The following is a 26,810-nucleotide window of genomic DNA, read 5'->3' as shown; positions in this document are numbered from 1 at the left end:
CGTTTTGCTTCCATCACGCGGGCGGTCGCGGCTATCGCGGGCGCGTCATGATCAAGCACGCGCTTTCCGTCACCCGCGAGGGTGATTTCGCCCAATGGTACCAGACCGTCATCAGCGAGGCCGACCTCGCCGAGGAGAGCGGCGTGCGCGGGTGCATGGTGATCCGCCCGTGGGGTTACGGCATCTGGGAGCGGATGCAGCGGCTGCTCGACGACGCGATCAAGGCGACGGGGCACGAGAATTGCTATTTTCCGCTGTTCATCCCGCTCTCCTACTTCGAAAAGGAAGCCGAGCACGTCGAGGGCTTTGCCAAGGAGATGGCGGTCGTCACGCACCACCGGCTGGTCGCGGACGGCAAGGGCGGGCTGGTGCCCGATCCCGCCGCAAAGCTGGAAGAGCCGCTGGTGGTGCGCCCGACCAGCGAGACGGTGATCGGCGCGGCCTTCTCGCGCTGGGTGCAATCGTGGCGCGACCTGCCGGTTTTGATCAATCAGTGGGCGAACGTGGTGCGCTGGGAGATGCGCACGCGCATGTTCCTGCGCACGGCAGAGTTCCTGTGGCAGGAGGGGCATACTGCGCATGCTTCGGCTGAAGAGGCACGTGACGAGACGCTCAAGATGCTCGAGGTCTACCGCGACTTCGCCGAGAACGCAGTCGCGCTGCCGGTGATCGCGGGCGAGAAGCCGGAGAACGAGCGTTTCCCCGGTGCCGTCGCGACCTACTCGATCGAGGCGATGATGCAGGACGGCAAGGCGCTGCAGGCGGGCACGTCGCACTTCCTCGGCACCAACTTCGCCAGCGCGCAGAACATCCGGTTCCAGAATGCCGAAGGGCAGCTCGAACTCGCCAACACGACGAGCTGGGGCGTGTCGACGCGGATGATCGGCGGGCTGATCATGGTGCACGGCGACGATGACGGCCTTCGCGTGCCGCCGCGCGTCGCGCCGTGGCAGGTGGTGATCGTGCCGATGCTGCGCGACAACGACGACGACGGCGCACTGGTCGATTACTGCAAGACGCTGCAACAGGCGCTGGGACGTGAGAGCGCGCTCGGCGAGCCGGTCCGCGCCCTGCTCGACCTGAAAGCGGTCAAGTCGACCAACAAGCGTTGGGGCTGGGTGAAGAAGGGCGCGCCGATCGTGATCGAGGTCGGCGGGCGCGACATGGCGGCGGGCAACGTGTCGGTGATCCGGCGTGACCGGCTGTACCGTGCCGATGGCAAGCTCGACAGCGTCGGCACGGCGAAGGACGAGTTCGTCGCCGGCGTGGGCGCGATGCTCGCCGACATTCAGCAGTCGCTGTTCGACGAGGCCGACGCGCGGTTGAAAGCGAACATCACGCCCGCCGACGACTGGGCTGAGGTCGAGGCGCATTTCGCGGACGGCAACAAGACGCCTGGCTGGCTCGACGTGCGCTGGTCGCGCCCGACCGGTAACGCGCTGGACAAGGTAGTCGAGCGATTGAAGGCGTTGAAGCTGACGCTGCGCAACGCGCCGATGGGGCAGACGCATCCAGAAGGTCAGTGCATCTTTACTGGGGAACCGTGCGTGGAGCGCGTGCTGGTGGGTCGCGCCTACTGATTATCGGGCAAGCCCGCCCGCGCAGGTGACGCGGGCGGGTGCAGCGCCTATCTGTTGGGCGTGCCAAGAAAACCGAAGCCGGGTCTGCCGACCCGCGAGCAGATCCTCGACTTCATCACGCAATCGGCGCAGCCCGCGGGCAAGCGAGAGATCGCGCGCGCGTTCGCGCTGTCCGCGCAGGAGAAGATCGGGCTCAAGGCGCTCTTGAAGGACATGGCGGACGAGGGGTTGATCGACTCCGCGCCCGGCCGCGCCTTTCACAAGATGGGCGGGGTGCCCAAGGTCACCGTGCTGCGCGTCACCACGATCGACGACAGCGGCGCCGTCTGGGCCACGCCTGAGAGATGGGACAGCGAGGCGCCCTTGCCGCGCATCCGAGTGCGCGAGCAGAAGCGCGGCGCGCTGGGTGTCGGCGAGCGTATTCTGGCGCGCACCGAGGAGACCGGCAGCGGGATCACCGCGCACCCGATGAAGGTGCTGAAACCCACCTCCGAACAGGTGATCGGCGTGCTGCGCGGGGCCGGAGATCGTCTGTTTTTGCAGAGCACCGACAAGAAGGAGCGGCGCGAGTATGCCGTGTCGGACGCGGGCGGTGCCGAGGCGGGCGAACTTGTCTCGGCCGAGCTCGCCGGGCGACCGCCGCGGATCACCGCGCGCGTCGTGCAACGACTGGGCGACCCATTCGCGCCGCGCAGCTTCTCGCTGATCGCGATTGCCAAGCACGGCATCCCCGACACGTTCGCGCAAGAAGCGCTCGACGAGGCCGAGCGCGTCGCGCGACAGCAGCTGGGCAATGATCGCGAGGATTTGACGCATCTGCCGATCGTCGCGATCGACCCCGCCGACGCGCGCGACCACGACGATGCGGTCTGGGCGACGCCCGACGATGATCCCGCAAACGAGGGCGGCTGGCGCGCGATCGTCGCGATCGCCGATGTGAGCTTCTACGTTCGCCCCGGCAGCGCAATCGACCGCGAGGCGCGTGCCCGCGGCAACTCGGTCTATTTCCCCGACCGGGTCGTGCCGATGCTGCCCGAGATCCTGTCGGCCGACGTGTGCTCGCTGAAGGAAGGCGAGGATCGCGCCGCGCTCGCCTGTCACCTGCAGGTGACGAAGGCGGGGGCGCTGAAATCGTGGCGCTTCACCCGTGCCACCGTGCGGCTCGCCGCCAACATCGCGTACGAGGATGCGCAGGCGACGATTGATGCGGGCGAGGGCGCGCAGATCGACGCGCTGCGTCCGCTGTGGGACTGCTGGCGCGCACTGGCGGCGGCGCGCGACCAGCGCGAGCCGCTCGACCTCGACCTGCCCGAGCGGCGCGTGGTGTTGGACGCGAACGGCCGCATCATGTCGGTCGCCGCGCGCGAGCGATTGGACGCGCACCGGTTGATTGAGGATTACATGATCGCGGCGAACGTCGCGGCGGCGAAGGCGCTGGAGGCGAAAAAGGCGCCGGTCATGTACCGCGTCCACGAACCGCCTGCACGCGAGAAGCTGGTGGCGCTGAAAGACTATCTCGACACGTTCGGCGTGCCGTTCGCGATGGGGCAGGTGATCAAGCCCGCGACGTTCAACCGCATCCTCGAACGCATCGGCGATGCCGATTACCGGCCACAGGTGATGGAGCAGGTGCTGCGCACGCAGACGCAGGCTTATTACGCCCCGCTCAACCACGGGCATTTCGGACTGTCGCTCGGCAGTTACGGCCACTTCACCTCGCCGATCCGGCGTTATGCCGACCTGTTGGTGCATCGTGCGCTGGTGTCGGCCTACGCGCTCGGGCCGGGAGGGCTCAACGGCGACGAAAATTTCGAGCATCTGGGCGAGCAGATCAGCAAGCTGGAACGCCGCGCGATGGAGGCGGAGCGCGACACGATCGATCGCTACGTCGCCGCGTTCCTGGCCGAGCGCGAGGGTGAGGTGGTCGAGGTGCGGATCACCGGCGTCACGAACTTCGGCTTCTTCGCAACCGTCGACGGGATCGGCGGCGACGGGTTGATGCCGGTGCGCGATCTGGGTGGCGAGTATTTCCGCTTCGATGAGGGTGCGCGCACGCTGACGGGCGAGCAGAGCGGTGAGGTCTATTCACTCGGCCAGCGGCTCGATCTCCGACTTGCGGAGGCGAACCCGGTGTCGGGTGCGCTGCGCTTCGAGCTTCCCGAGGGGCGGTTCGCGCCACCTTCGGCCTCGCGCCATCGCGGTGGTGCGGGTAAGGAACGCGCACCGAACAAGGCCGGGCGCGTGCTCAAGCGACGCGGCCGACCGGCGAACATCCGCCATGACGGCAAAAAGCGATAGGACCGAGCGATGATTGGCGACCGAATGTCAGCACTGATCGCGCGCACGCGCGGGCGCATCGTCGACTATTTCGTCGAGGCCGGCGCGACCAAGCCCGACGCCGCGCTGCCTTACGCGCCCAAGGGTCGCATGGAGACGCGGCTGTTCAAACGGATGACCGATTTCGGCCTGCTGGTCGAGGTGAAGCAGGGCCGCTTCTGGCTCGACCAGTCGCGGCTGTCTGACTTCCGCAAGGAGTCGCTCGCGCGCGTACTCGGCGGGATCGCGCTCGCCGGTTTCGCCGCGGCGGGAGCGATGGCGATCGGCGGATAGGGGCGATCGGCGCAAAGGTCGCCCACCGCCGTCGCCGTCACTGCGCGGTGAAGGTCATACCGGCGCGCGCCACCAGCCGGTCGCGCAATTTCGTTCCCATCAACGCGCCGGGCGTCCAGATGCCGCCATCGCCGCGCACGTCCTCGACCAGGCACAAGGCGCTCTCCGCCAGCATGCGGCTGGTGCAGCCGTAGCCGGGATCGCGGTTGCCGGTCACGACCGCGTCGATCCGCTGCCCGTCGTCGTAGAGGCCGGCGAACAGCACGTCGAAGTGACCCGCCTCGCGCTCCTCCTTGGTCGGTCCTTCGCCGGGTTTCGGGCCCTTGTCGCCGCCGAACGGATTGAGCTTGCCCAGCGCCTCTGCCGCGGCACGACCCACGTCGCCGAGACCCGTCACCACCATCTCGTCGTAGACGATGTCGCCCCATTGCTGACCGAGCAGGAAGTTGGTGCGGTGGACGTTCTTGGTGTTGATCGGCGCCATGACGAAGGGCGCGACCCAGGAGTGGAGCGTCGGATCATATTCGGGGATCAGCCCCGATGGCTGGTTCGGCCCCTTGTGCCCCGGCGTCAGCGCGAATGGATCGGCGAGCAGCGGGATCAGCGAGGGCTTCTTCGCCGCCGCTGCCATCGTCGCCTTGAGGCTCGCCGCGGTGCCGCCGGAGAAGCCGCCCTTCATCTCGCGCACGCGTGCCTTGATGCGGGGTACGGGCTTGCCGAAGCGCGCCTGCGCTGCCTCCTGCAGCGTCAGCACCCCAAGGTCGAACGGGATCGAGTCGAACCCGCACGAGAAGACGATCTGCGCGCCGTTCGCGCGGGCGGCGGCGTGGTGCGCGTCGATCATCTCGCGCATCCACCCCGGCTCGCCGCACAGGTCGACGTAAGCCGTGCCGGTTTCGACACAGGCGGCGACCAGATCACTGCCGTAAAGCTGGTAGGGGCCTACCGTGGTGATGACGACGGTGGCGCGCGCGCACATCGCGCGCAGGCTCGTGGGTGCATCCGCGTCGGCGGTGACGAGCGGCACGTCGGCGGGCACGCCCATTTCGGCGCGAACCGCCTCAAGCTTCGCCATCGAGCGTCCCGCCATCGCCCAGCGTACGCCGGTCGGGTAGGTCTGCGCCAGATATTCGGCAACGAGCCGCCCGGTGTACCCGGTCGCGCCGTAGACGATCACGTCGAACTCGCGTTGACCCTGTGACATGTCAGCCTCCCTGCCGTTTCACGGGTGGGAGTAGAGCGAATAGGCGCGCGCGTTACAACCCCGGTTCGATACGCGAGCGGAACAGCTTAGGTGGCAGGCGGGAGCGTGAGGTTTGTGGGCTTTTCGCCACTCGCGCGGTCGGCGAGCAGCCGTTCGGCCGCGGCAAGGCCATCGGTGCTCGCCACCGCGGCGTCGATCGGGCGCTGGCCCAGCGCGTCGTCGTGCGTGTTGAGAAAGGCAATCGCGGCATCGCGGTTGCCGAGCGTCAGGAACGCGGCCTGCGCGATCCGGCCCTGCCGCTCGGCCGCGGCTCGGTCCATTGCGACGCGCGCCGGACGAAAGTGGCGGCCGGCGGGCTTGCGGGCGGCTGGCTGAGCATCAGCACCGGTGTCGACGGGATCGCTCAACTGACGCGGTCCAGCGTCATGGTGGTAACACCCATCGTCTCGCGCAGCGCCGCGATCCGCTCGCGGTAGCCGAGGGCGAGCCCGCGATGCGCGCAGCGCGCCTCGCTGGTCGCGCCATCGTGCGCGCGCATCAGCGAAACCTGATGACGGTGAAGAAGGTAGTTGAGGTCCAAGGCACATGCTCCTCGTCGTAAGCGGGAGCGCGATGGTCTCTCAGCCGCGCGCGCCTACGGGTCGGTTGCGCACGATGACTTGGATATAGGGCATGTGGGCGCCTATTGATAGGCGCAGTGGCGGAGCGCTCAGGCAGCCTCGTTGAATTGCAGGCTGGCGAGCCGCGCGTAGAGCCCGCCGCGCGCGAACAGGGTCGCGTGCGTGCCCTGCTCGACGATGCGACCCTCGTCCATCACGACGATGCGGTCGGCGGCGCGGACGGTGGCAAGGCGGTGCGCGATGACGATCGTCGTGCGGTCGGCCATCAACCGCTCGAGCGCGTCCTGCACCAGCCGTTCGCTCTCTGCATCTAATGCGCTGGTCGCCTCGTCGAGCAGCAGGATCGGCGCGTCGCGCAACAGCGCGCGTGCGATCGCGACGCGCTGCCGCTGGCCGCCGGACAGTCGCGCGCCGCCTTCGCCCAGAAAGGTGTCGAGCCCGTCTGGCAGCGCGCGTAGGAAGTCGGCGGCATTGGCAGCCTCTGCGGCGTGCCAGATCGCGGCGTCGTCGGCGTCCCAGCGACCGTAGCGCAGATTGTCGCGCGCGCTGGTGCCGAAGATGACCGTCTCCTGCGGCACCATCGCGATCCGCGCGCGTACCTCGGCGGGGTCGGCGTCGCGCAAGGGCACGCCGTCCACGCTGACCGTACCGGCGGCGGGATCGTAGAAGCGCTGGATCAACTGAAACAGCGTCGACTTGCCCGCCCCCGACGGGCCGACGATCGCGACCGTCTCGCCGGGTGCGACCGAGAGCGAGAAGTCGTGCAGCGCGGGCAGGTCGGGGCGGGTCGGGTAGCGAAACTCGACCTGCGCGAAGTCGACACGGCCCTGCGGCGGTTGAGGCAGCGCGATCGGGTGGGCGGGCGGCGCGATCTCCGGCCGCTCGTCGAGCAATTCGGCCAGACGCCCTGCGGCACCTGCACCGCGCAGCAGATCGCCGTACACCTCGGTCAGCGCGCCGAACGCGCCCGCGACGATGCCGCCGGTCAGCACGAACGCGGCGATCGCGCCGCCCGACAGGCGTCCGGCGGCGACGTCGATCGCGCCCTCCCACATCACCAAGGTGATCGCGCCGAAGACGAGGCCGATGACGATCGCGGTCATGATCGCGCGGAGCAGGATGCGCTTGCGCGCCGCCGCCATCGTCGCCTCGACCGCGTCGCTGAAGCGCTCAGATTCGCGGCGCTCCTGCCCGAACGCCTGGACGATCTTCATCGCACCGAGTGTTTCGGTGACGATCGAGCCGACATCGGCGATCCGGTCCTGCGAGGTGCGCGAGTAGCTGCGCACGCGTTTGCCCAGCAAGGCGATCGGCGCGATGATCAGCGGGATCGCGACCACCAGCAGCCCGGTCAGCTTGGGCGAGATGGTGAACAGGTAGACAAGCCCACCGACGCTGGTGAACAGGTTGCGCAGCGCAATCGACACCGTGCTGCCAACGACCGTCTCGATCTGACCGGTGTCCGCGGTCAGGCGACTGGCGATCTCCGACGGGCGGTTCTCCTCGTAGAAGCGCGGGGTGAGCGTCAGAAGGTGGCGCTGCACCTGCGTTCGGATGTCGGCGACGACGCGCTCGCCCAGCCACGACACGAAGTAGAAGCGGAACGCGGTGCCGATCGCCAGCACGACGACGATCATCAGCATGTAATGGAACGCGCCCGACACCGCCTGGCTGTCGCCGCCAGCTGCGAAGCCGCGATCGATCACGCGCTTGAAGCTGTAGGGGATCGCAATCGTCGCCGCCGACGTGACCGCGAGCGCCACGCAGGCGCCCGCGATCTGCAACGGGTACGCCCGCGCGGCGCGCCAGACCATCGCGAGATTGCCGATGCGGCGCGATGGCGCAACCTCGGTTGATGCAGGGGGCGGGGGAGCGCTGGCCATGCGCGTGCCCTAGCAGCGAGGACAGGGTGGCTCAACGCCGTGGCCGGTGTGACCCTTGAGCCACCGCCCGGCACGAAGCGTCGAGCCGACCATGCAACATCATTGTGCAGTGCAGCGTTTCGGTTAGTATCACGAGCCCCCATCTGGGGGCGGAGAGGCATACCCGATGTTCTACGACGCCTATGAACTGCAGCGCAGCTGGCTCTCGTCCGCCAGCGCACTGGCGACCGCGACTGCCGGCTGGCTGAACGATCCGGCAAACCCGTTCGCCTATCTGGGCGGCGGACCGGTGATGGCGAGCGCGCTGGAAGTATTCGCGCACGCGAGCGCGTCGCGTGGCAAGCCGGCGTTCGGGCTCGATACGACGGTGATCGACGGTCGCGAGGTTAAGGTGATCGAAGAGGTCGTGCTCGCGCGGCCCTTCGGTGATCTGAAGCGCTTTCGCCGTGAGGGCGTGGAGGGTGGCCCCAAGCTGCTGATCGTCGCACCGATGTCGGGGCATTTCGCGACGCTGCTGCGCGGCACCGTCGAGCGGATGCTGCCGTTCGCCGACGTCCACATCACCGACTGGCACGACGCGAAGAATGTGCCCGTCAGCGAGGGGCGCTTCGATCTCGACGACTACGTCGATTACCTGATCGCGTTTTTGGAGGAGATGGGCAGCAACGAGGGGCAGGGCGGGACGCATATGCTCGCGGTCTGCCAGCCGTCGGTGCCGAGCCTCGCCGCCGTCGCGGTGATGAGCGCGGACAAGAACCCCGCGCGGCCTAAAACGCTGACGATGATGGGCGGCCCGATCGACACGCGCGAGGCGCCGACCGCGGTTAACACGCTCGCGACCGAGCGGCCGTTCGCGTGGTTCGAGCAGAATGTGATCGCGACGGTGCCGGCGTGCCATCCGGGTGCCGGGCGGCGGGTGTATCCGGGCTTCCTGCAGCTCACCGGCTTCATGTCGATGAATCTGGGCAATCACATGCTGAGCCACTGGGAGATGTTCAAGCATCTGGTCCAGGGCGATGGTGCGAGCGCACAGGCGACCAAGGACTTCTACGAGGAATATCGCTCGGTCGCGGACATGACGGCGGAATTCTACCTTCAGACAATCGATGTCGTGTTCCAGGAGCACAAGCTGCCCAGGGGCATGATGACGCATCGCGGGCGCAAGGTCGACACGGGCGCGATCACCGACGTGGCGCTGCTCGCGATCGAGGGCGAGCGCGACGACATTTCGGGGCTGGGGCAGACCAAGGCGGCGCTGACGCTCGCCACCAACCTGCCTGACGACAAGAAGCGTTACCTGATGGCCGAGGGTGTCGGGCACTACGGCATCTTCAACGGTTCCAAGTGGCGCAACCGTATCGCGCCGGTGGTCGAGAATTTCATTACCCCCAACACCTGATATGCGAAGAGCCGGCCGCGGGTGACGCGACCGGCTCTTGCTGCACGCCGACGCGACGGTCAGGCGTTCGAGTTTTCCGCCGTTGTCTGCACCTTGGCATGGCTGCCTTCCTCGCCGGCCTTGATCGTGCCGCCGAACAGCTGCTTTACCTTGCCCGAGATCGACATGTCGGTTTCCCACAGCTCGGCGCTGTCGATATCGACCTGGAGCAGCGCGAGGTTTGGGTCTTCCTTGCCGCCTGGAAACCACGCCTCGACCTGATTATTCCAGAGCTTGTCGATCAGCGCGCGGTCGTTGTTGATGCGGCCGCGGCCGTGCATGCAGGCGAAGAAATCGTGTCCCTTCGACACGAACTGCACCATCAGCTTGTCCTTGCCGGCGACGCGGTTGTCCTTGCCGATAAAGAAGAACAGCGTGTCGACCTGATCCTTGTCGAGCTGCACCGCCAGCGGCTCGCTGTGCGTGCTGCCGTCCGCCGGGCCGACCATCAGGTACGGGCTCTCGGCCATCTTCTTCCACATGTCGGTCTTGAGCTGCTTGGGATCGGTGTTGGCGTCGGCCATCGTCGTCTCTCCTCACGAGGGGTTTCGGCGGGAGAACGAGGCGCGGCGGGGTTGGTTGCGCGGGCGTATCGGACCTGCTTGGATGACCGATGGCGGCAATCCTGCTGCCAGCCAGAAAGGCGGAAACCAATGACGTTCGCCGATCTGTGCTTGTTTCTAGGCGTCCTCTTCGCCTTCGCGACCCTGGTTGTGAAGGTCATTGAGGTAACGAAGAAGTAAGTGCACGGGCGGGGCTCGTGCTGACACACGAGCCCCAAACGTATTGAGCCCCGGATGCTGACACATCCGAGGCTCACAGAAAGGCGCCAATGACGTCGCCGGACCACTACATAGCGTATCGATCCTTACGCTTCAATTACAGCACTTCGAACAGTCCGGCCGCGCCCATGCCGCCGCCGACGCACATCGTGACGACGACGTATTTCGCGCCGCGCCGCTTGCCCTCGATCAGCGCGTGGCCGGTCATGCGTGCGCCCGACATGCCGTAGGGGTGGCCGATCGAGATCGCACCGCCGTTGACGTTCAAGAGCTCGTCCGGGATGCCGAGCTTGTCGCGGCAGTAGAGCACCTGCACCGCGAACGCCTCGTTCAGCTCCCACAGGCCGATGTCGTCCATCTTGAGGCCGTTGCGCTCGAGCAGCTTCGGAATCGCGAAGACGGGGCCGATGCCCATCTCGTCAGGCTCGGTGCCCGCGACTGCCATGCCGACGTAGCGGCCGAGCGGGGTCAGCCCCTTCTTGGCGGCGAGGCTTTCCTCCATCAGCACGCTGGCAGACGCACCGTCCGACAGCTGCGACGCGTTGCCCGCGGTGATGTTGAGGTCGGGACCGAGCACGGGCTTCAAGGACTTCAAACCCTCCAACGTCGTGTCGGCGCGGTTGCCCTCGTCCTTCGACAGCGTTACGTCCTTGTGCGAGACTTCCTTGGTCTCCTTGTCCGTCACTGCCATCGTCGCAGAGACCGACACGATCTCGTCGTCGAACTTGCCCGCGGCCTGCGCGGCGGCGGTGCGCATCTGCGACTGGTAGCCGTACTCGTCCTGCGCGTCGCGGCTGATGCCGTAGCGCTTGGCGACCACCTCGGCGGTCTGGAGCATCGGCATGTAGATGTTCTTGTGCATCGCCAGCAGCTCGGGATCGGGCGCGACGCGCATCTGCGGCGTCTGCACGAGGCTGATCGATTCAACGCCGCCGCCGATCGTCACGTCCATGCCGTCGACAATGATCTGCTTCGCCGCGGTCGCGATTGCCATCAGCCCGCTCGCGCACTGGCGATCGACCGACATGCCCGACACGGTCGTCGGCAACCCCGCGCGCAGCAAGGAAGTGCGCGCGATGTTGCCTGCCTGATGACCCTGTTGCAGCGCGGAGCCGAGGATCACGTCGTCCACCTCTCCGCCATCGATCTTGGCGCGCTCGACCGCCGCCTTGATCGCGTGGCTGGCGAGCGTCGGCGAGGGCAGGTTGTTGAACGCGCCGCGATAGGCGCGGCCGATCGGGGTACGGGCGGTGGAGACGATAACGGCGGAACGCATGGGCGAGCCTTTCAGATGAAACAGGGTTGGGGTGTCAGCGGTCAGTTGAACACCTGCGTGATCCACTCGGCGATCATCGCGGGTTTGTCCGATCCCTCGATCTCGATCGTCGTCTCGGTGGTGTATTGATACTGGCCGGGGCGCTTTTCATCGAACTGGATGATCTTGGAGCGGCCGCGCACGCGCGAGCCCGAGGGCACGGGGGCGAGGAAGCGGACTTTGTTGCCGCCGTAATTGACGCCCATCTTCACCCCGTCGAGCTTTGGCGCGTCGGGCGTCTTGGCGGCGAGTTGCGGGAGCAGCGACAGGGTGAGGAAACCGTGCGCGATCGTGGTGCCGAACGGCGTCATTTTCGCCATTTCGGGGTTCACGTGGATGAACTGGTGATCACCCGTCGCGTCGGCGAACTTGTTGATCATGTCCTGCGTCACCTCGACCCAGTCGGAAACGCTTTCCTGCCCGATGCTGGCCTTCATCTCGTCTGCGGTCACGACGAATTCCCCTTCACGGTACGACGCGCTAAAGCAGCGGCCGAGCGCCGCGCTGCACTGCGGCACTGCATAAGCGCGGGGTAGCCCATCCCGCAAGTGGTCCACGAACCGGAAACATGAACATGTCCTCTGCCGTAGCGTCAGCAACCCGCGAAACCATGCGTCGCCTGCACCGCGCGAGCGAACCGGATGTTCTAAAACCGCTGCTCGCCCGCGCCGCGCTCACGCCTGATTCGCGCGAGCGGGTGATGGACACGGCGTCGGGGCTGCTCGCGGACCTGCGCGCGGCGCAATCGCGCGGCTGGGTGAACCAGTTCCTGCAGGAATACCGCCTCAACTCGTCGGAGGGCGTCGCGCTGCTGAGCCTGGCCGAGGCGTTCCTGCGCGTGCCCGATCCCGAGACCGCCGATCTGCTCATCTCCGACAAGCTGGGCGAGGCAAACTGGCGCAGCCACGCCGGTCAATCGAACAGCCGCCTCGTCAATACCGCTACCTGGGGACTGGTGGTCGGCCGCGCGCTCGTGGGCGAGGGCGAGGCGGGGCCGCTGAAGCGCCTGCTGAGCCGCGCGGGCGAGCCGTTCGTGCGCCAGGCGGTGGGTGCCGCGATGAAGATGATGGGCGAGATCTTCGTCATGGGGCGCACCATCGACGAGGCGATGCGGCGGATGAAGAAGCCCGACAACCGCGGCTTCACCGCCAGTTTCGACATGCTGGGCGAGGCGGCGCGCACGACCGCGGACGGCGAGCGGTATTTCAAGGCGTACGTCGATGCGATAGACGCAGTCGGGCGTGACCCGTCCGCCGGCCACTCAATTTCGGTCAAGCTGTCCGCGCTCCACCCGCGCTACGAGGTGGCGAAGTGGGACGAGTGCGTTCCTGCGTTGACCGAGATGCTCGAGGCGCTGGCGGTGCAGGCGGCGGGCAAGGGGATCGCGCTGACCGTCGACGCGGAGGAGAGCGAGCGGCTCGACATGAGCCTCGACATCATCGGCAATGTCGCCGCGCTCCCGGCACTGAACGACTGGGACGGATTCGGCATGGCGGTGCAGGCGTACGGCAAGCGCGCGCGCCCCGTCGTCGCCTGGGCGAACGAGCTCGGCCGCGTGATGAACGTGCGGCTGGTCAAGGGCGCGTATTGGGACAGCGAGATCAAGCGCACGCAGGTCGAGGGGCTGGAGGATTATCCGCTCTTCACGCGCAAGGCGTCGACCGACGTCAGCTATCTAGCGGTCGCGCGCGACATGCTCGACGCACCTCACATTCGCCCCGCGTTCGCCAGCCACAATGCGCTGACGGTCGCGACGATCGTCGAATGGGCGGGCAATGCCCGAGACTTCGAGTTCCAGCGGCTGCACGGCATGGGCGACGGGCTGTACGAGCGGCTGGTGCGCGACAACGGCTATCACTGCCGCATCTACGCGCCGGTCGGCGGACACCGTGACCTGCTCGCCTATCTTGTTCGTCGCCTGTTGGAGAATGGCGCGAACTCGAGTTTCGTCCACCAGCTCGCCGACGCGCGGCTGACCGAGGACGAGATCCTCGCCGATCCGGTCGCGAAGATCAGCGCGGTCGGCGGCGCGCGGCATTCGTCGATCCCGCTGCCAGTCGACCTGTTCCGCGCCGCCGACGGGCATCGCAATTCGATGGGCATCGATCTGGCCGAGCGTAACGTGCTGGCGAAGACGACGCATGCGGTACGGGCGCCGGTAAACCTGTCGGTCGAGGCGGTGAGCACGCAGGCGGTAAACGACGCAGTGCCACGCGCGCATGCCGCCTTTCCGGCGTGGCGCGCGACCCCGGTCGAGGCGCGTGCGGACTGCCTCGATCGCCTCGCCGACCTGCTCGAGCGTCATCGCGACGAGTTGATGGCGATCTGCGTACAGGAAGCGAAGAAGAGCATCGCCGACTCAATCGGCGAGGTGCGCGAAGCGGCCGACTTCTGTCGCTATTACGCGATGCAGGCGCGCGCGAAGATGCAGCCGATCGAGCTTCCCGGGCCGACGGGCGAGCGCAACATGCTGCATCTGGACGGGCGCGGCGTGTGGGCGACGATCGCGCCGTGGAATTTCCCCTTGGCGATCTTCCTGGGGCAGACGGTTGCTGCATTGGTGACGGGCAATACTGTGGTGGCGAAGCCCGCGCCGCAGACGCCCGCGATTGCGCGGCGCGCCGTCGAACTCGCGCACGAGGCCGGCGTTCCCGCCGACGCGCTGATCCTGGTGCCGGGCGGACCGGAGGTCGGCGCGGCGCTGACCGCCGATACGCGGGTGCAGGGCGTCGCCTTTACTGGATCGACTGCAACTGCGAAGAAGATCGCGCGCAGCCTGCTGGCGGACAACGAGCGGCCGATCGTCCCGCTGATCGCGGAAACGGGCGGGATCAACGCGATGATCGTCGATTCGACCGCGCTGCCCGAGCAGGTCGTCGCCGATGTGGTCACCAGCGCGTTCCGCTCCGCCGGACAGCGCTGCTCGGCGCTCCGCCTGCTCTTGGTGCAGGAGGATATCGCCGACGGGCTGATCGAAATGCTGTCAGGTGCGATGGACCTGCTGACGCTCGGCGATCCGTCCGACCCGGCGAGCGATGTCGGTCCGGTGATTGATCAGGATGCGTACGATCGGTTGATGGCGTACCGCGACAGTGCCCGCGCGCGCTGGGTCAAGACGATCGACGCACCCGCAGGCGGGCTGTTCGTGCCGCCGACGCTGATCCGGCTCGGGTCAATCGAGGAGCTGAATCGCGAATGGTTCGGCCCCATCCTGCACGTTGCGACGTGGAAGGCGGGCGAGCTGGAGCAGACGATCGCGCGGGTGAATGCGAAGGGTTATGGTCTGACGATGGGGCTGCACAGCCGCATCGCGCGCGCGGCCGAGGTGACGGAAGAGCTGGCCGAGGTCGGCAACCTCTACATCAACCGGTCGATGATCGGCGCGGTGGTCGGGTCGCAGCCGTTCGGGGGCGAGGGCCTGTCGGGCACGGGGCCGAAGGCAGGCGGGCCGCACTACCTTTATCGCTTCTGCGCCGAGCGCGCGGTGTCGGTCGACACCACCAGCGCGGGCGGCAATGCGACGTTGCTCAGCCTGGAGGAAGGCGGGATCTGAGCGGATAGGAAAACGGCCGGGCAGTGACTGCCCGGCCGCCGTCATCTGATCGGTCAGTCGATCAGCGGCACTTGACGTTGCCGCGGTCGATCGAGCGGCCAAGCAATGCGCCCGCGCCACCGCCCGCGAGCGTGCCGAGCAGGCCGCCGCCGACGAGATTGCCGAGCGCCGCGCCGCCGACGCCGCCGATCACCAGCCCGGTCGTGCCGTCGTTGCGCTTGCAATAAGCGCGGCCGTCGCGCCCGCGATAGATGCGGTCGTTGCGCCCGAGCCGGCGATCGTCGCCGCGACGCGCGCGGTAGCTGTCGCGCGGGTTCCAGTTGCGGTCGTCGCCGTGCCAGCGGTAATCGCGGTCGCCGCGCTGTGCCGCGGCAGGCGCGATCGCCATCGGCGCAGTCATCGACGCGATTGCGGCGAGCGAGAACAGGGCGTTACGGATCATGAGGTCGTCTCCTTCACCCGCCCAACGCGGGGGAGCGCGACGAAGTTCATCGGCTCGGCGCGCTTGCCACATGGCCGCTTCGGGCTATCTAGCCCGGAATTGGAGGCGAATATGGACCAAATCAGCGAGCGGGAACGTGCACGGCTAAACAGCCTGCTGCGACTCGACGTCATCAACCAGCCGCCCAATGCGATGCTGAATGAGCTGGCAGAGGTAGCCGCGCTCGCGCTCGATTGCCCGATCGCGATCATCAGCCTGGTGGGCAAGGACCGCATCTGGCTCAAGGCGTCGCCCGGGATCGACGGCATCGATCAGCTGGCGCGCGACGAGGGGTTGTGCGGATCGGCGGTCGCGCAAGACGATCCCTGGGTGGTCGAGAATGCCGAAATCGACGTGCGGACGATCGCCAATCCGCTGGTCGCGGGCGATTTCGGGCTGCGCTTCTACGCCGGCGTGCCGCTCAGGGGATCGGACGGCAACAACCTGGGCATGCTCGCCGCAATCGACGCTCACCCGCGCGGGGTGAGCGAGCGCGAACTCACGATCCTGAAAAAGCTGGCGGAAGTGGTCGTGCACCTGCTTGAGACGCGGCTGGAGGAGCGGCTGCTCGACGCGGTCACATCGGACGCGTAACCTCGTCGAGAACGCTCCAGCCCTTGTGAGTCAGCATCGCGCCGCGTGCGACGGGGGTGTCGGCGGTGCCGATCAGTAACGCCTCAATCGCGATCAGTCCTTCGTCGACCAGCGCGCGCACGGCGGCGACGAACAGCCGATCGTCGTCGCTGCCCATGACGCCGAGCGCGTGAGGGTCGAGGTCGGTCGCGACCGGCCATGCGGCGTGAAGCACGTGCAGGACCGCTGCGGTGATCGCCGTCTGGCGAAGCGTGTCGTGTAGCGGCGCGCTGATCATGTCGCCCCGTCTTAGCGGGCTAATTTCTTACAAAGAAGTGCACGCGCGCAACGGTTCACCGCAACATGCCGTAACGTAAGGCGCGCGATCAGCCCTCCGCTGCCTGCCGTGGTGGCGGGCCATCGGGTGCGGGATCGACCAACCGCCCGTCGGGGGCGGCGGTGTAGTTCACCTGCGTGGGATAGGCGATCACCAGCCCTTCGTCGTTGCAGCGCCGCACGATCGCGACGCCGACGCGGTGGCGGCCGTCGTACGCCTCCATGAAGTCGGCCGACGGACTGTCGAAGCGGAGGTCGAAGTCGAGGCTCGACGCGCCGAACTGGAAGAAGCCGCAGCGGACGAAGGTCATGCCGCACGCCTCGACCTCTTCCTTCATCATGTCGGGAAAGCGCGAGAGCTTGTCTGGCGGCGTTTCGTAGGCGAGGCCGATCGTGAAGGTCGAGCGGCGACGTTCGCGCACCGAATTGTTCTGGATTTCCTTGTCGAGCAGGTTCTTGTTGCTGATGACGCGCAATTCGCCGTCGATCCCGCGGATGCGCGTCGACTTGAGCCCGATCTCCTCGACGTTGCCCGACGTGCTGTCGTAGGTGACCGCGTCGCCGCGGCGGAACGGCCGGTCGAAGATGATCGCCAGCGCGGCGAACAGGTCGGCGAAGATACCCTGCGCGGCGAGGCCGATCGCGATACCGCCGACGCCCAGACCCGCGACCAGGCCGGTCACGTTGACGCCCAGATTGTCGAGCACGACGACCAGGGCGATCGCGAAGACGCTGAAGCTGACGAGCAGCCGGATCAGCCCCATCGCGCTGCCCAGCGCCTCGCCGCCGATATGTTCGCCGCGGGTGCGATGCTCGATCGCGCCGAGGATGATCTCGCGCGCCCAGATCGCCGCCTGGAACACCGCCGCAATCGTGAACAGGAAAGTGACCGTGCTCGAAACGTCGGCGGGGGCGCCGGCGTAACCGACGACCAGCTTCGCCGACAGCATGACGATGAAGAAGCTGTGCGTCCGCTCTACCGCGCGGCCGAACACGGCGGACCAGCCCTTGCCCGTTTTGCTGCGCGCGACGATGCGCGGGCCAAAGCCACGTAGCCAGAATAGCGCGGCGGCAATCGCCACCCCCGCGCCGATCCCGATCAGAATTTGCAGCCAGTGGGTTTGTAGCCACAGCGTGCTGGATCGAAACAGGCTCTCGGCCTGATCCTGTACGCGGGCGGTGTCGATCTGCGTCTTGGTCGCGGCGGCGGCCGCCTTGTTCGTGCTGGTCATGCTTTCCAATCGTCGGGCGGCGTTACGCCGCCTTCGCCGTTTCGTTGGTTTCCGCGCTCAGGAACGCGATCAGCCCGCGCTCGGCGCGGCTGAGGTAGGGGGTGGCGCGCGGCAGCTTGAGCCCGGCGCGGAAGGTCGCCTGCGCCGCCTTGCTCTTGCCGAGCTCGATCAGGTCGGGATGGACGTAGGACTTGCGCGCGATCGCGGGCGTGTTGCCCAGGCGCTCGACCACCGGTTCGAGCATCGTCTTCAGGCTGATCGGCTCGGGCGCCTCGGCCAGCGTTTCGAACGCGACGACGCTCGCGCCCCAGGTGCGGAAATGCTTGGCGCTGAAATCCTCGCCCATCGCTTCCTTGATATAGGCGTTGACGTCGGACGAGGTGATCGGGCGCGGCTCACCCTCGGCGTCGACGTATTGGAACAGTTTCTGTCCCGGCAGGTCCTGACACCGTTTGACGAACTGCGCGAGGCTGCGGTCGCTGATCGTCAGCATCCGCTCCTTGCCCGACTTGGCGCGGTATTTGAGCTTGAGCGTCTTGCCCGCGATCTTCGCGTGGCGGTCGCGCAGCGTCGTCAGGCCGAAGCTCTTGTTGGTCTTGGCATAGGTCTCGTTGCCGATGCGCAGATTGTGCGTGTCGAGCAGCTTCACGACCGCGGCAAGCGTGCGGTCCTTGTCGTGGCGGCGATGAGCGAGGTCTTCCTCCATCCGCCGCCGCAGCTTGGGCAGCGCAAGGCCGAAGCTGACGCACTTGGAATATTTCGCCGCCTCCTGCGCGGCGCGGAACTCGGTGTGGTAGCGGTATTGCTTGCGACCCTTCTCGTCCCAGCCGACCGCCTGGACATGACCGAACGGATCGAGGCAGAACCACGCGTCGGTATAGGCGGGCGGCAGGCCGATCGCGTTCAGCCGATCGATCTCGTCGCGATCGGTCACGCGCTCACCGTCCGGCGTCCAATAGCTCCACTTCCCGCCGCGCGTCTTCTTGCGGGTGATGCCGGGTTCGCTGTCGTCGCAATAGTTGATCGTCGCCGTCACGCTGCCCGCAACCTCCTCGTACTATTTGCAAATGCGTGCGTGACGCCTTCGTTCCCGGAACGAGCGGGCGGGGGCAGGGGTTCAGGCAGCCCCTTTCGACGGAGTTTCCCGACATGGCCGATTTATCCAACATGCGCGTGCTGATGCTCGCCACCGACGGGTTCGAGGAAGCCGAGCTGTTCGATCCCCGCCAGGCGTTGCTCGACGCGGGCGTGCAGGTGACGCTCGCCTCGATCAAGACCGACCCGATCCAGGGCGTGGTCAACGACGATGAGAAGGGCAAGACGATCACGCCCGACCTGACGCTCGATGCGGTCGACACGCAGGACTTCGACGCGCTGGTGCTGCCGGGCGGCGTCGGCAATCCCGACAAGATGCGGTTGCAGGAGCGCGCGCTCGAGATCGTCGAGGAGTTCATGGACGACGACAAGATCGTGGCCGCGATCTGCCACGCGCCGTGGCTGCTGGTCGAGGCCGACGTGGTCGACGGACGTCAGGTGACGAGCTGGCCGTCGGTCCGCACCGACCTAGAAAATGCGGGCGCGGACGTGGTCGACGAGCAGGTCGTGGTCGACGACAACCTCATCACCAGCCGCAAGCCCGACGACATCCCGGCGTTCAACAAGGCGATCATCGAGGCGCTGACGCAGGTCGCCTCCACGAACGACTGAGCGGATACGCTACGCCGCCGCTGCCGCCATCCGGGCGGGGCGGCGGCGCTGCATCGGCGCGAACGTCGCCTCCTTGCGCAGCCGCGCCATGTAGGTGTCGAGCCCGATCTGCGCGCCGAGCACGAAATACAGATAGCTCTGGAACGCGATGCCGACGAACGCGCCGCCGAGCAGGTAGATCAGCTGCGCGTGCTGCAATGCCTCTGCCAGCCGCCCGGCCCAGGCCTGTCCTTCCCCATCCTTGATGTAGCGTCGGCGCACCACCTCCATGCGGACGATGCCGATGAGGTTGAAGAGCAGCCACAGGCCTAGCCCTGGATAACCCTGCTCGCCCAGCATCTCGAAATAGCTCGAATGATAGGCGCGGCTCTTGTCGACGGTCAGGTCGCGCTTGACCGTGGTGCCCGCACCCGATCCCTGCACGCTGACGGTGTCGTAGCGGATCTTGTTCTGGCGATACGCCTCGAACCCGCCGCCGAAGGGGTGCGTCTTGGCATATTCCCACGTCCAGCCCCACACCGCGAGCCGGGTGGAGGCGGATTCGTCGGCCTGATAGGTCTTGATCGTCCCCATCCGCTCGCTGAACGCGGACGGCAGGAACGGCACCGCGACCAGCCCGGCGAGCCCGAGCGCGCCGAGGTAGAGCATCCGCCGCTTGACCGTGCGCAGCATCAGCACCGCGAGCAACGCGATGCAGAGCAGGCCGGTGCGCGCCGAGGTGCCGACCGGGATCAGCAGGCATGAAAAGGTCAGCGCATAGGCGAACAGCTTCACGCGCCAGTCGGGCTTGAACAACGTTCCGTCACGCGCCAGCCACAGGATGATCGGGATGAGCGAGATCGCGACCGCGGAGATGATCGAACCTTCGTAGAGGCCCGAATTGTTCGCGACCATCAGGTTGAGCTCGCCGTAGCCGCCGCCAGAGACGAGCGTCTTGATCCCGCCGACGATGATGATCGACGCGGCGGAAAGAACCACGAACAGCAGCAGCGACTCGAGGCGTAACCGCGTGCGCAAGGTGAGGGGCAGGAAGGCGGCGAAGGCAAGATTCTTCCACACCCATTCCCACTTATCGAGCGCTTCGAGCGGGAAATCGGCCATCTTGGTGGTGGCGTAGCAATAGGCGAGCAGGACGAGGAACAGCGCCTGTCGCGGCGCGAAGCGGCTGTCCTTCTTGTCGTCGGCGAGCGCCCAGCCGAGCACCACCAGCACGACCGCGATCAGGCTGATCGGCACGCTGTTGAGCATGTAATAGGTCAGCCGCTGCGGCGAGATGATGTCGATATAAACGTAGGCGAGCACGAACAGGAACGGGCGGCGAAAGCCCGTTCCCCAAAGTGCCAGCAGGAAGCCGATGAACGCGAGGTCACGCACGGCGGCGGCGACGCTCCACGGCGGTGTCGGGCTTGACCTCGCTGTCGAGGTCGGGGCGGCGCAGCAGCAGGAACGCGGCGATCATCATCAGCCCGTGCGCGAGCCCGAGTGCGAAATTGTCGATCATGGCCGCGGCGTCCTCATCGTCGGCACGCCCTAGCCGCGGCGCAGTTGACGCGGCGTTAAACCCGGCTGGGGCAAGGGTGCGCCATGCGTATCCTTCACGTCTTCGACCACGGCTTGCCGCTGCAGAGCGGGTACACCTTTCGCACGCGCGCGATTCTGCACGCGCAGATGGCGCGCGGGTGGCAGGTGGCGGCGGTGACGGGCGCGCGGCAGGGGGCGAGCGCCACCGCGCACGAGACGGTCGACGGGATCGACTTCTTTCGCACACCTCCGCCTGCCAAGCTGCCCGCGCCGCTGGGCGAGATGCGTGAGATCGCCGCGCTGGCGCGCCGGGTGGACGAGGTCGTGGAGGCGTTTCGCCCCGACGTGCTCCACGCGCATTCGCCGGTGCTGGGTGGTCTCGCCGCGTTGCGCGTCGCGCGGGCGCGGGGATTGCCGCTGCTGTACGAAATTCGTGCCTTCTGGGAGGATGCCGCGGTCGGGAACGGTACCGGGCGGGAGAAAAGCGCGCGCTACCGCGCGACGCGTGCGCTCGAGACATGGCTGTGCCGCCGCGCCGATGCAGTGGCGGTGATCTGCGAGGGACTGCGCGGCGACCTGATCGCGCGCGGTATCTCGCCTGCCAAGATCATCGTGTCGCCCAACGGCGTCGACCTGACGCTGTTCGGATCGCCGCCGGCGCGCGACGAGGCGCTCGCGAACGAGCTGGGGCTTGGCGACGAGGTGATCGGCTTCATCGGCAGCTTCTACGATTACGAAGGGCTCGACGACCTGATCGCCGCCATGCCCGCGCTGGTGGCGGCCCGGCCGGGCGCGCAATTGCTGCTGGTCGGTGGCGGCCCGATGGAGGCAGCGTTGCGCGGGCAGGCGGCGGCGTCGCCGGCTGCCGCGCAGATCCGCTTCGTCGGGCGCGTGCCGCACGCCGAGGTCGAGCGCTACTACAGCCTGGTCGACGTGCTCGCTTATCCGCGCAAGCGGATGCGGCTGACCGATCTCGTCACCCCGCTGAAGCCGCTGGAAGCGATGGCGCAGGAGCGGATCGTCGCCGCGTCCGACATCGGTGGCCACCGCGAGCTGATCCGCGACGGCCAAACGGGCACGCTGTTCGCGCCCGACGATCCCGCCGCGATCGCGGCATCGCTGGCGGCGCTGCTCGCCGATCGATCGGAATGGCCGGCACGGCGGCGGCGCGCGCGTGCCTTCGTCGAAGCCGAGCGTAACTGGTCGTCAAATATTGCGCGCTACGATCCCGTTTACCACGAACTCGCCCACGCGCGTCAGGACCGAACATGGCAAGCACATTCCCCCTTGAACGCGTGAGGCATTACGTCCTTCCCGCTGTCGCCGCGCTGATCGGGCTGGGCGTCGCGATCGGCATCGCGACGGTGCCGAGCGACGTGCTGAACGCAGCGGTCGATCGCGCCGGCTTCAACAGCGTGCTGCCCGCCGCCGCCTCGCCGATCGGCACCACCGGGCGGACGATCCTGGCGCTGCTGGCCGGCGCGCTGATTGCAGCGTGCGGGTTCGCGCCGCAGGGCAAGGCGTGGCTGCTCGACCGGCCCGACGCGTTCGCGCGCAGGGCGCGCGTGCGCACGGGGCAGGGTGGCGACGAGGAGGAGGACGTGCCCGTCATCCGCCGCGCCGACGCGCACCCCGACGCGCCGCCGCGCCGCCCGATCCGCGCCGCGAGCGACCTGGGCGATCCGCTGCCGATCTTCGGCGAGGAGGATCAGCGCTCCGCCCCGCTGCCGCCGCCTGCCGAGCAGCCGCTGCCCGCCGACCTCGACCGCCCGCTGGCCGATTTCGATCCCGCCGCGGTGCCGCTGCGCCCGATGGCGCCGCCCGAGCCGCTGCCGCCGCTGTCGCGCCGGGTCGAGCAGGTCAAGGGGCAGGACGCGCCCGCGCCGCGCTTCGCCTGGCTGGCGCCCGAGGAGGAGACGGCCGAGTGGGTGGAGCACGTCGACCAGTCGGTCGCGGCTGCGGCCGTTCCGATGCCCGAGTCGAGCGAGCGCGCCGAATGGATTGACGAGCCGACCGAGCAGCCGCACCGCCTGGACGCCGAGTCAATCGACGTAGCGGGGGCGTACGAGTCGCATGTAGAGTGGCCGCCTGCTGCTGCTCCGCAACCCGCGGAATTCGCCTCACCGCAGGTGTTCGATGACGCAGAGGAGCACGCGCCGATCGCAGCTTCTCCAGCGCCGACCCCGCGCGAGCCGGTAGCACCGCGGCTGGTGGTCGCCGAGCAGGCGCATGCCGCGGTGACGCCGCCGCACGATAGCGAAGATGAGTCGATCGCGGGTCTGCTCGCCCGGCTCGAACGCGGCGCAGCGCAGCGGCGGATCGTCGCCACGCCCGTCGCGGCACCTGCACCCGCTCCGACGCCTGCGCCGCCGCCGGCTGCAGCGCCCGCTTCGCTCGACGATACGCTGCAACGTTTGCGTCGCCTCGCCGCGAGCTGATCAGCCGAGTGCGACGGTGACGCCTTCCAGACGGAAGCGCGCTCCGTCGCTGTCGCTCGCGCGCTCGTCCACGCGCAATTCGGCAACCACGTGGCCGGGCACCGTCAATTCGGTATCGACGAGCGTCGCCAGCCACGCGTCGAGCGCGTCGCCGCGCGTACCGCACGCTTCCACCACGTGACGCGCGCCGCTGAAGGTCGCCGAACGCCACTCGCGCGCGGCATGGGAGGCGATCGCGATCGGTGCCCCGGCGCGTCGTGCCGAGGCGCATAGCGCGCGTTCGAACCGCTCCGCCGCGCGCATCAGCGTTCCTCCATCATCGCGAATACGCGCGCGCAGATACGCTCGCCCGGCACGCGTCCGCGGCGCAGATCGTGAACGAGGCGCGGGTCGCGCACAGCCAGCCGCCCGAACTTCGTCTCGGGCATGCCAGTGCGGCGCAAATATCGGTCGATGTCGGTCAGCAGGGTCATGCAGCGCTCCTAGAATCAATGTCCAGCAGGACGTGTTCTTGGTCTGTTCTGCAATTTCCAACTTGTCTAGGAATTTTCCTGCGCTACGAACGTGCATGGTCGAGACACCTCGCGACGCGCTCGATCGCCTGACGCGGGAACGCGGAACCAGCATGTCGGCGTTGTCGCGAATGCTCGGGCGCAACATCGCCTATCTTCAGCAATACGTCCGACGGGGCACGCCGCGCGTGCTACCCGAGCGTGACCGGCGCGTGCTCGCTGCCTTCTTCGACGTCGAGGAAGCGCTGCTGGGCGGTCCGGTGCCGGACGCGCCGGTGCTCGTGCGAGTGCCCTATCTGGGGCTCGCCGCCTCGGCCGGGCCGGGTGCCGATGCGGGGGAAGAGCGCGTCGTGCGATACGAGGCGTTCGCGCCCGAGACGTTGCGCGCCGCCGGGATCGCGGCCGCGGACGCGTCGATCATCGATGTGCGCGGCGAGTCGATGGCGCCGCACATCCGCGACGGTGACCGCGTGCTGGTCGATCGCGCCGCGCGCACCGTCTCGCGCGCCGGCGACCTGTTCGTGATCCGCGTCGACGACCTGCTGGCGATCAAGCGCGTCCGGCGCGACGGCGGCGTTCTGGTGATCGCGAGCGACAACCCGCTGTTCGCGACAATCGAGCGAGCGGTCGGCGAGGTCGTGGTGATCGGCCGCGCGCGGCTGCTGCTGCGCAACCTGTAGCTTGTCAGCGCCGGTGGTCGATCAACCAGATGCCGAGCGCGACCGCGATGCCGAACGCCGTTCCGGCGAGAAAACCGATCGACGGCTGACGCATGGCGATGCCGACGCCGGTGCCGACGAGCGCACCCATCGCGATGAAGAAGCCGCCCGCGGCGGATGATCTGGTCGGCTGGCTCATGGCGACGCGCTGTGCCACGTCACGCCGGCGCGCGCCAGCACGCGTCGGGTGCGCGACGGGCCGTGGCAGGCGCGCGGTCCGAAGCGGACCTGACGGCGCTTTGCCCCTGTCGCGCCGCGTGGCGGCGGGCTAAGCCGCAAACTATGGGTTCGCGTGTGGGGCGGTGCCGCGCGTGGCTGTGCGCGGCCGGGGGGATCGTCGGGATGGTGCCGGCTGCCTACGCGCAGCAGGCGCGCCCGGTCTCGCCCGCCTCGACACCTGCCGCGTTGTCCGTCGCCGGCGCACCGCAATCGTCCGACCCGCTCGACCTCGATCCTGCCGCGCCGCTCGCCGCGATGCCCGACATCGGGGTCGACTGGCCCGATCTGTCGGCAGCGCCCGCGGCGACGAGCGTGAGCACGACCGGGCGCCGCGCCGACGTGAACGCGCTGACGCGATACGATTACCGCGTCGAGGGGATCGACGGGATCGCCTCCGCGCTGCTGCGGCAGCGGTTCGTGGAACTGTCGACGCTCGCCGCCAACCACAACAAGGAGGCGAACGCCGCGCAGCTCGACCGCCGCGCGAAGCAGGACGCCGACCTGCTCGTCACATTGTTGAAGGGCGAGGGCTATTACGATGCCGCGGTCACGACTGCGGTCGCGAGCGAGGCGAAGCGCCCCGTCATCGTGCTGCAGGCGACGCCCGGGCCGCTCTACCGCTTCGCCGGCGTGACGCTGAACGGTGTCGCGGGCGCGGGCGACAAGGCGGCGGCGCTCGAGAAGGCGTTTCCGGTCACCGGCAACGATCCGGTCAATGCCGACACGATTGCGGCCGCCGAGACCACCTTGCGCACCGCGGTCGGCGAGCAGGGGTTCGCCTTTGCCAAGATCGGCGAGCCGGAGATCGTGGTCGATCACGCGACGCGCACCGCGACGCTCGCGCTCGATGTCGCGCCGGGCACCGCTCGCCGTTTCGGGCGCATCACCGCGAATGCGAACAACCGCGTGTTCGACGCCGCGCACGTGCAGGAGATCGCGCGCTTCGCACCCGGCGATCCGTATACGACCTCGGGTGTCGACGACCTGCGCCGCGCGCTGATCCAGACCGGGCTCGTCTCGACCGCGCAGGTGACGCCGGTGCCGGGCGCGACGCCCGAGACGGTCGACCTCGACGTGCGGCTGGAGCCCGCGCCACCGCGCACGATCGCGGGCGAGCTGGGTTACGGCACCGGCGAGGGCGCGCGCTCGGAGGTCAGCTGGACGCACCGCAACCTGTTCCCGCCCGAGGGTGCGTTGACGCTGCGCGGGGTGCTCGGCACGCGCGAGCAGCTCGGCTCGGTCGTGTTCCGCCGCAACAATTTTCGTGAGCGCGATCAGGTGCTGACCGCGCAGTTCGCCGCCGCGCACACGCAGCGCGACGCGTATGACGCGAACACGCTGACACTGTCGGGGTCGCTCGAGCGACAGACCAATATCTTCTTTCAGAAGACCTGGACCTGGTCGCTCGGGGCCGAGCTGGTCGCGACCGACGAGCGCGACGTGATCGCCTCGACCGGCGAGCCGCGCCGCCGCACCTTCTTCATCGGCGCGCTGCCGACGAGCCTCGGCTATGACGGATCGGACGACCTGCTCAATCCGACGCGCGGGTTCCGCCTCGCCGGGCGGCTCAGCCCCGAGGTCAGCCTGCAAGGCAGCGCGTTCGGCTACGCGCGCACGCAATTGGACGTGAGCGGCTATGTACCGGCGACCAAGAGCGTGACGCTCGCCGGGCGCGTGCGCGTCGGTACCATCCTCGGCGCACCGCGCGACCAGATCGCGCCGTCGCGACGCTTCTACGCCGGCGGCGGTGCGTCGGTACGCGGTTACGGGTTCCAGGCGATCGGCCCGCGCGACGTCAACAACGATCCAATCGGCGGGCGCTCGCTATCCGAATTCTCGATCGAGGCGCGGGTCAAGGCGTTCGGCAATTTCGGCGTCGTTCCCTTTTTCGACGGCGGGAACATATACACCGGCGTCGTGCCCGACTTCAAAGGATTGCAGTACGGCGCGGGACTGGGCGTGCGTTATTACTCCAACTTCGGGCCGATCCGCCTCGATGTCGGCACCCCGCTCAACCCGCAACCGGGTGACAGCCGGATCGCGGTCTATGTCTCGCTGGGGCAGGCGTTTTGAGGCGCGCGCTGCGC

At 67.9% G+C, this 26,810-nt stretch carries 27 protein-coding genes; 11 read left to right on the top strand and 16 right to left on the bottom strand.

Going from position 1 to position 26,810, the window contains the following annotated elements; translation table 11 throughout:
* The first annotated feature begins 47 nt into the window (after positions 1 to 47).
* Genes proS through BMW51_RS05810 form a run of 3 tightly spaced genes read left to right on the top strand, consistent with a single transcriptional unit; the run spans position 48 to position 4,190 of the window.
* Positions 48 to 1,580, top strand: coding sequence for a proline--tRNA ligase (gene proS / locus BMW51_RS05820; protein ID WP_093004334.1), 1,533 nt, complete (start codon positions 48 to 50; stop codon positions 1,578 to 1,580).
* A gap of 60 nt (positions 1,581 to 1,640) precedes the next feature.
* On the top strand, positions 1,641 to 3,878 hold the full coding sequence (locus BMW51_RS05815; RefSeq protein ID WP_093005066.1) for a ribonuclease R family protein: 2,238 nt from the start codon (positions 1,641 to 1,643) through the stop codon (positions 3,876 to 3,878).
* Between the two features lie 24 nt (positions 3,879 to 3,902).
* Complete coding sequence (locus tag BMW51_RS05810) at positions 3,903 to 4,190, top strand: hypothetical protein (RefSeq protein WP_143051817.1); 288 nt, start codon at positions 3,903 to 3,905, stop codon at positions 4,188 to 4,190.
* Between the two features lie 37 nt (positions 4,191 to 4,227).
* Here BMW51_RS05810 and BMW51_RS05805 read toward each other — a convergent pair whose 3' ends face one another.
* The 4 genes from BMW51_RS05805 to BMW51_RS05795 all read right to left on the bottom strand — a co-directional run bounded on the left by BMW51_RS05805 (position 4,228) and on the right by BMW51_RS05795 (position 7,897).
* On the bottom strand, positions 4,228 to 5,394 hold the full coding sequence (locus BMW51_RS05805) for a saccharopine dehydrogenase family protein (RefSeq protein ID WP_093004330.1): 1,167 nt from the start codon (positions 5,392 to 5,394) through the stop codon (positions 4,228 to 4,230).
* An 86-nt stretch (positions 5,395 to 5,480) separates the two neighbouring features.
* A complete protein-coding gene (locus tag BMW51_RS05800) occupies positions 5,481 to 5,801 on the bottom strand; it encodes a hypothetical protein (protein WP_177171553.1) in 321 nt (106 codons plus the stop codon).
* A complete protein-coding gene (locus BMW51_RS16045; protein WP_177171552.1) occupies positions 5,798 to 5,974 on the bottom strand; it encodes a hypothetical protein in 177 nt (58 codons plus the stop codon). The genes BMW51_RS05800 and BMW51_RS16045 overlap by 4 nt, the downstream gene beginning before the upstream one ends.
* Before the next feature lie 129 nt (positions 5,975 to 6,103).
* A complete protein-coding gene (locus BMW51_RS05795) occupies positions 6,104 to 7,897 on the bottom strand; it encodes an ABC transporter transmembrane domain-containing protein (RefSeq protein ID WP_093004328.1) in 1,794 nt (597 codons plus the stop codon).
* Positions 7,898 to 8,063: 166 nt separating this feature from the next.
* Here BMW51_RS05795 and BMW51_RS05790 point away from each other — a divergent pair, with 166 nt between their 5' ends.
* Complete coding sequence (locus BMW51_RS05790) at positions 8,064 to 9,296, top strand: polyhydroxyalkanoate depolymerase (RefSeq protein WP_093004326.1); 1,233 nt, start codon at positions 8,064 to 8,066, stop codon at positions 9,294 to 9,296.
* Positions 9,297 to 9,355: 59 nt separating this feature from the next.
* Here BMW51_RS05790 and BMW51_RS05785 read toward each other — a convergent pair whose 3' ends face one another.
* The 3 genes from BMW51_RS05785 to BMW51_RS05775 form a co-directional block, all read right to left on the bottom strand.
* Entirely contained in the window at positions 9,356 to 9,859 is a 504-nt protein-coding gene (locus tag BMW51_RS05785; protein ID WP_093004324.1) for a pyridoxamine 5'-phosphate oxidase family protein, read from the bottom strand.
* 355 nt (positions 9,860 to 10,214) lie between these two features.
* On the bottom strand, positions 10,215 to 11,393 hold the full coding sequence (locus BMW51_RS05780) for an acetyl-CoA C-acyltransferase (RefSeq protein ID WP_093004322.1): 1,179 nt from the start codon (positions 11,391 to 11,393) through the stop codon (positions 10,215 to 10,217).
* A gap of 41 nt (positions 11,394 to 11,434) precedes the next feature.
* A complete protein-coding gene (locus BMW51_RS05775) occupies positions 11,435 to 11,869 on the bottom strand; it encodes a MaoC family dehydratase (protein WP_093005064.1) in 435 nt (144 codons plus the stop codon).
* Between the two features lie 173 nt (positions 11,870 to 12,042).
* Between BMW51_RS05775 and BMW51_RS05770 the strand changes: the two genes are divergently transcribed.
* Entirely contained in the window at positions 12,043 to 14,985 is a 2,943-nt protein-coding gene (locus BMW51_RS05770; protein WP_245708302.1) for an L-glutamate gamma-semialdehyde dehydrogenase, read from the top strand.
* A gap of 61 nt (positions 14,986 to 15,046) precedes the next feature.
* Here the strand turns inward: BMW51_RS05770 and BMW51_RS05765 are convergent, their stop codons facing one another.
* Positions 15,047 to 15,427: a glycine zipper 2TM domain-containing protein gene (locus BMW51_RS05765; protein ID WP_093004320.1), complete on the bottom strand. Its 381-nt coding sequence runs from the start codon at positions 15,425 to 15,427 to the stop codon at positions 15,047 to 15,049.
* Between the two features lie 111 nt (positions 15,428 to 15,538).
* Between BMW51_RS05765 and BMW51_RS05760 the strand changes: the two genes are divergently transcribed.
* A complete protein-coding gene (locus BMW51_RS05760) occupies positions 15,539 to 16,060 on the top strand; it encodes a GAF domain-containing protein (RefSeq protein ID WP_093004318.1) in 522 nt (173 codons plus the stop codon).
* Here the strand turns inward: BMW51_RS05760 and BMW51_RS05755 are convergent.
* The 3 genes from BMW51_RS05755 to BMW51_RS05745 all read right to left on the bottom strand — a co-directional run bounded on the left by BMW51_RS05755 (position 16,044) and on the right by BMW51_RS05745 (position 18,643).
* The gene (locus tag BMW51_RS05755) at positions 16,044 to 16,337 is read right to left on the bottom strand and encodes a hypothetical protein (protein WP_093004316.1); all 294 of its coding nucleotides are present in this window, start codon (positions 16,335 to 16,337) and stop codon (positions 16,044 to 16,046) included. The genes BMW51_RS05760 and BMW51_RS05755 overlap by 17 nt on opposite strands.
* An 88-nt stretch (positions 16,338 to 16,425) precedes the next feature.
* Positions 16,426 to 17,607, bottom strand: a complete 1,182-nt coding sequence (locus BMW51_RS05750; RefSeq protein ID WP_093004314.1) for a mechanosensitive ion channel family protein — start codon at positions 17,605 to 17,607, stop codon at positions 16,426 to 16,428.
* A gap of 22 nt (positions 17,608 to 17,629) precedes the next feature.
* Positions 17,630 to 18,643 carry a DNA topoisomerase IB gene (locus tag BMW51_RS05745; protein ID WP_093004312.1) on the bottom strand — a complete coding sequence of 338 codons (1,014 nt, stop codon included), beginning with the start codon at positions 18,641 to 18,643 and terminating at the stop codon, positions 17,630 to 17,632.
* A 113-nt stretch (positions 18,644 to 18,756) separates the two neighbouring features.
* Between BMW51_RS05745 and BMW51_RS05740 the strand changes: the two genes are divergently transcribed.
* Positions 18,757 to 19,314 (top strand): type 1 glutamine amidotransferase domain-containing protein, encoded by a 558-nt coding sequence (locus tag BMW51_RS05740; RefSeq protein ID WP_093004310.1) that lies wholly within the window; start codon positions 18,757 to 18,759, stop codon positions 19,312 to 19,314.
* Between the two features lie 9 nt (positions 19,315 to 19,323).
* Here BMW51_RS05740 and BMW51_RS05735 read toward each other — a convergent pair whose 3' ends face one another.
* Both BMW51_RS05735 and BMW51_RS16325 read right to left on the bottom strand, forming a co-directional pair.
* Positions 19,324 to 20,688, bottom strand: a complete 1,365-nt coding sequence (locus BMW51_RS05735) for a putative O-glycosylation ligase, exosortase A system-associated (RefSeq protein ID WP_093004308.1) — start codon at positions 20,686 to 20,688, stop codon at positions 19,324 to 19,326.
* Entirely contained in the window at positions 20,681 to 20,815 is a 135-nt protein-coding gene (locus tag BMW51_RS16325) for a hypothetical protein (protein WP_281243239.1), read from the bottom strand. Before BMW51_RS16325 ends, BMW51_RS05735 begins: the two co-directional genes overlap by 8 nt.
* An 83-nt stretch (positions 20,816 to 20,898) precedes the next feature.
* Here BMW51_RS16325 and BMW51_RS05730 point away from each other — a divergent pair, with 83 nt between their 5' ends.
* Complete coding sequence (locus BMW51_RS05730) at positions 20,899 to 22,134, top strand: TIGR04063 family PEP-CTERM/XrtA system glycosyltransferase (protein WP_093004306.1); 1,236 nt, start codon at positions 20,899 to 20,901, stop codon at positions 22,132 to 22,134.
* A complete protein-coding gene (locus BMW51_RS05725; protein ID WP_143051816.1) occupies positions 22,104 to 23,273 on the top strand; it encodes a hypothetical protein in 1,170 nt (389 codons plus the stop codon). Before BMW51_RS05730 ends, BMW51_RS05725 begins: the two co-directional genes overlap by 31 nt.
* On the opposite strand, the gene BMW51_RS05720 is transcribed toward BMW51_RS05725, so the two are convergent.
* Positions 23,274 to 23,576: a hypothetical protein gene (locus tag BMW51_RS05720; protein ID WP_093004302.1), complete on the bottom strand. Its 303-nt coding sequence runs from the start codon at positions 23,574 to 23,576 to the stop codon at positions 23,274 to 23,276.
* The gene (locus BMW51_RS16040; protein ID WP_019517339.1) at positions 23,576 to 23,746 is read right to left on the bottom strand and encodes a hypothetical protein; all 171 of its coding nucleotides are present in this window, start codon (positions 23,744 to 23,746) and stop codon (positions 23,576 to 23,578) included. Before BMW51_RS16040 ends, BMW51_RS05720 begins: the two co-directional genes overlap by 1 nt.
* Before the next feature lie 95 nt (positions 23,747 to 23,841).
* Here BMW51_RS16040 and BMW51_RS05715 point away from each other — a divergent pair, with 95 nt between their 5' ends.
* Positions 23,842 to 24,465, top strand: coding sequence for a S24 family peptidase (locus tag BMW51_RS05715; RefSeq protein ID WP_093004300.1), 624 nt, complete (start codon positions 23,842 to 23,844; stop codon positions 24,463 to 24,465).
* 4 nt (positions 24,466 to 24,469) lie between these two features.
* On the opposite strand, the gene BMW51_RS16035 is transcribed toward BMW51_RS05715, so the two are convergent.
* The gene (locus tag BMW51_RS16035; RefSeq protein ID WP_177171530.1) at positions 24,470 to 24,643 is read right to left on the bottom strand and encodes a hypothetical protein; all 174 of its coding nucleotides are present in this window, start codon (positions 24,641 to 24,643) and stop codon (positions 24,470 to 24,472) included.
* Between the two features lie 203 nt (positions 24,644 to 24,846).
* On the opposite strand from BMW51_RS16035, the gene BMW51_RS05710 reads away from it, so the two are divergent.
* Complete coding sequence (locus tag BMW51_RS05710; RefSeq protein ID WP_093004298.1) at positions 24,847 to 26,796, top strand: autotransporter assembly complex protein TamA; 1,950 nt, start codon at positions 24,847 to 24,849, stop codon at positions 26,794 to 26,796.
* The last annotated feature ends 14 nt before the right edge of the window (positions 26,797 to 26,810 follow it).

Origin of the sequence: Sphingomonas palmae, assembly GCF_900109565.1 — a bacterium.
GTDB classification, from domain to species: domain Bacteria; phylum Pseudomonadota; class Alphaproteobacteria; order Sphingomonadales; family Sphingomonadaceae; genus Sphingomonas; species Sphingomonas palmae.
The sequence above is the reverse complement of the archived record's forward strand: the minus strand, read 5'-3'. Positions and strand labels throughout refer to the sequence as shown.

Bases quoted from the DNA above. Each gene is read 5' to 3' on its own strand.
- proS (WP_093004334.1), top strand. From the start codon at position 48: ATGATCAAGCACGCGCTTTCCGTCACCCGCGAGGGTGATTTCGCCCAA.
- BMW51_RS05715 (WP_093004300.1), top strand. From the start codon at position 23,842: ATGGTCGAGACACCTCGCGACGCGCTCGATCGCCTGACGCGGGAACGC.
- BMW51_RS05775 (WP_093005064.1), bottom strand. From the start codon at position 11,869: ATGAAGGCCAGCATCGGGCAGGAAAGCGTTTCCGACTGGGTCGAGGTG.
- BMW51_RS05725 (WP_143051816.1), top strand. From the start codon at position 22,104: ATGGCAAGCACATTCCCCCTTGAACGCGTGAGGCATTACGTCCTTCCC.
- BMW51_RS16325 (WP_281243239.1), bottom strand. From the start codon at position 20,815: ATGATCGACAATTTCGCACTCGGGCTCGCGCACGGGCTGATGATGATC.
- BMW51_RS05780 (WP_093004322.1), bottom strand. From the start codon at position 11,393: ATGCGTTCCGCCGTTATCGTCTCCACCGCCCGTACCCCGATCGGCCGC.
- BMW51_RS05810 (WP_143051817.1), top strand. From the start codon at position 3,903: ATGTCAGCACTGATCGCGCGCACGCGCGGGCGCATCGTCGACTATTTC.
- BMW51_RS05770 (WP_245708302.1), top strand. From the start codon at position 12,043: ATGCGTCGCCTGCACCGCGCGAGCGAACCGGATGTTCTAAAACCGCTG.
- BMW51_RS05730 (WP_093004306.1), top strand. From the start codon at position 20,899: ATGCGTATCCTTCACGTCTTCGACCACGGCTTGCCGCTGCAGAGCGGG.
- BMW51_RS05795 (WP_093004328.1), bottom strand. From the start codon at position 7,897: ATGGCCAGCGCTCCCCCGCCCCCTGCATCAACCGAGGTTGCGCCATCG.
- BMW51_RS05760 (WP_093004318.1), top strand. From the start codon at position 15,539: ATGGACCAAATCAGCGAGCGGGAACGTGCACGGCTAAACAGCCTGCTG.
- BMW51_RS05740 (WP_093004310.1), top strand. From the start codon at position 18,757: ATGGCCGATTTATCCAACATGCGCGTGCTGATGCTCGCCACCGACGGG.
- BMW51_RS05805 (WP_093004330.1), bottom strand. From the start codon at position 5,394: ATGTCACAGGGTCAACGCGAGTTCGACGTGATCGTCTACGGCGCGACC.
- BMW51_RS05785 (WP_093004324.1), bottom strand. From the start codon at position 9,859: ATGGCCGACGCCAACACCGATCCCAAGCAGCTCAAGACCGACATGTGG.
- BMW51_RS16035 (WP_177171530.1), bottom strand. From the start codon at position 24,643: ATGAGCCAGCCGACCAGATCATCCGCCGCGGGCGGCTTCTTCATCGCG.
- BMW51_RS05710 (WP_093004298.1), top strand. From the start codon at position 24,847: ATGGTGCCGGCTGCCTACGCGCAGCAGGCGCGCCCGGTCTCGCCCGCC.
- BMW51_RS05750 (WP_093004314.1), bottom strand. From the start codon at position 17,607: ATGACCAGCACGAACAAGGCGGCCGCCGCCGCGACCAAGACGCAGATC.
- BMW51_RS05790 (WP_093004326.1), top strand. From the start codon at position 8,064: ATGTTCTACGACGCCTATGAACTGCAGCGCAGCTGGCTCTCGTCCGCC.
- BMW51_RS05765 (WP_093004320.1), bottom strand. From the start codon at position 15,427: ATGATCCGTAACGCCCTGTTCTCGCTCGCCGCAATCGCGTCGATGACT.
- BMW51_RS05755 (WP_093004316.1), bottom strand. From the start codon at position 16,337: ATGATCAGCGCGCCGCTACACGACACGCTTCGCCAGACGGCGATCACC.
- BMW51_RS16040 (WP_019517339.1), bottom strand. From the start codon at position 23,746: ATGACCCTGCTGACCGACATCGACCGATATTTGCGCCGCACTGGCATG.
- BMW51_RS05720 (WP_093004302.1), bottom strand. From the start codon at position 23,576: ATGCGCGCGGCGGAGCGGTTCGAACGCGCGCTATGCGCCTCGGCACGA.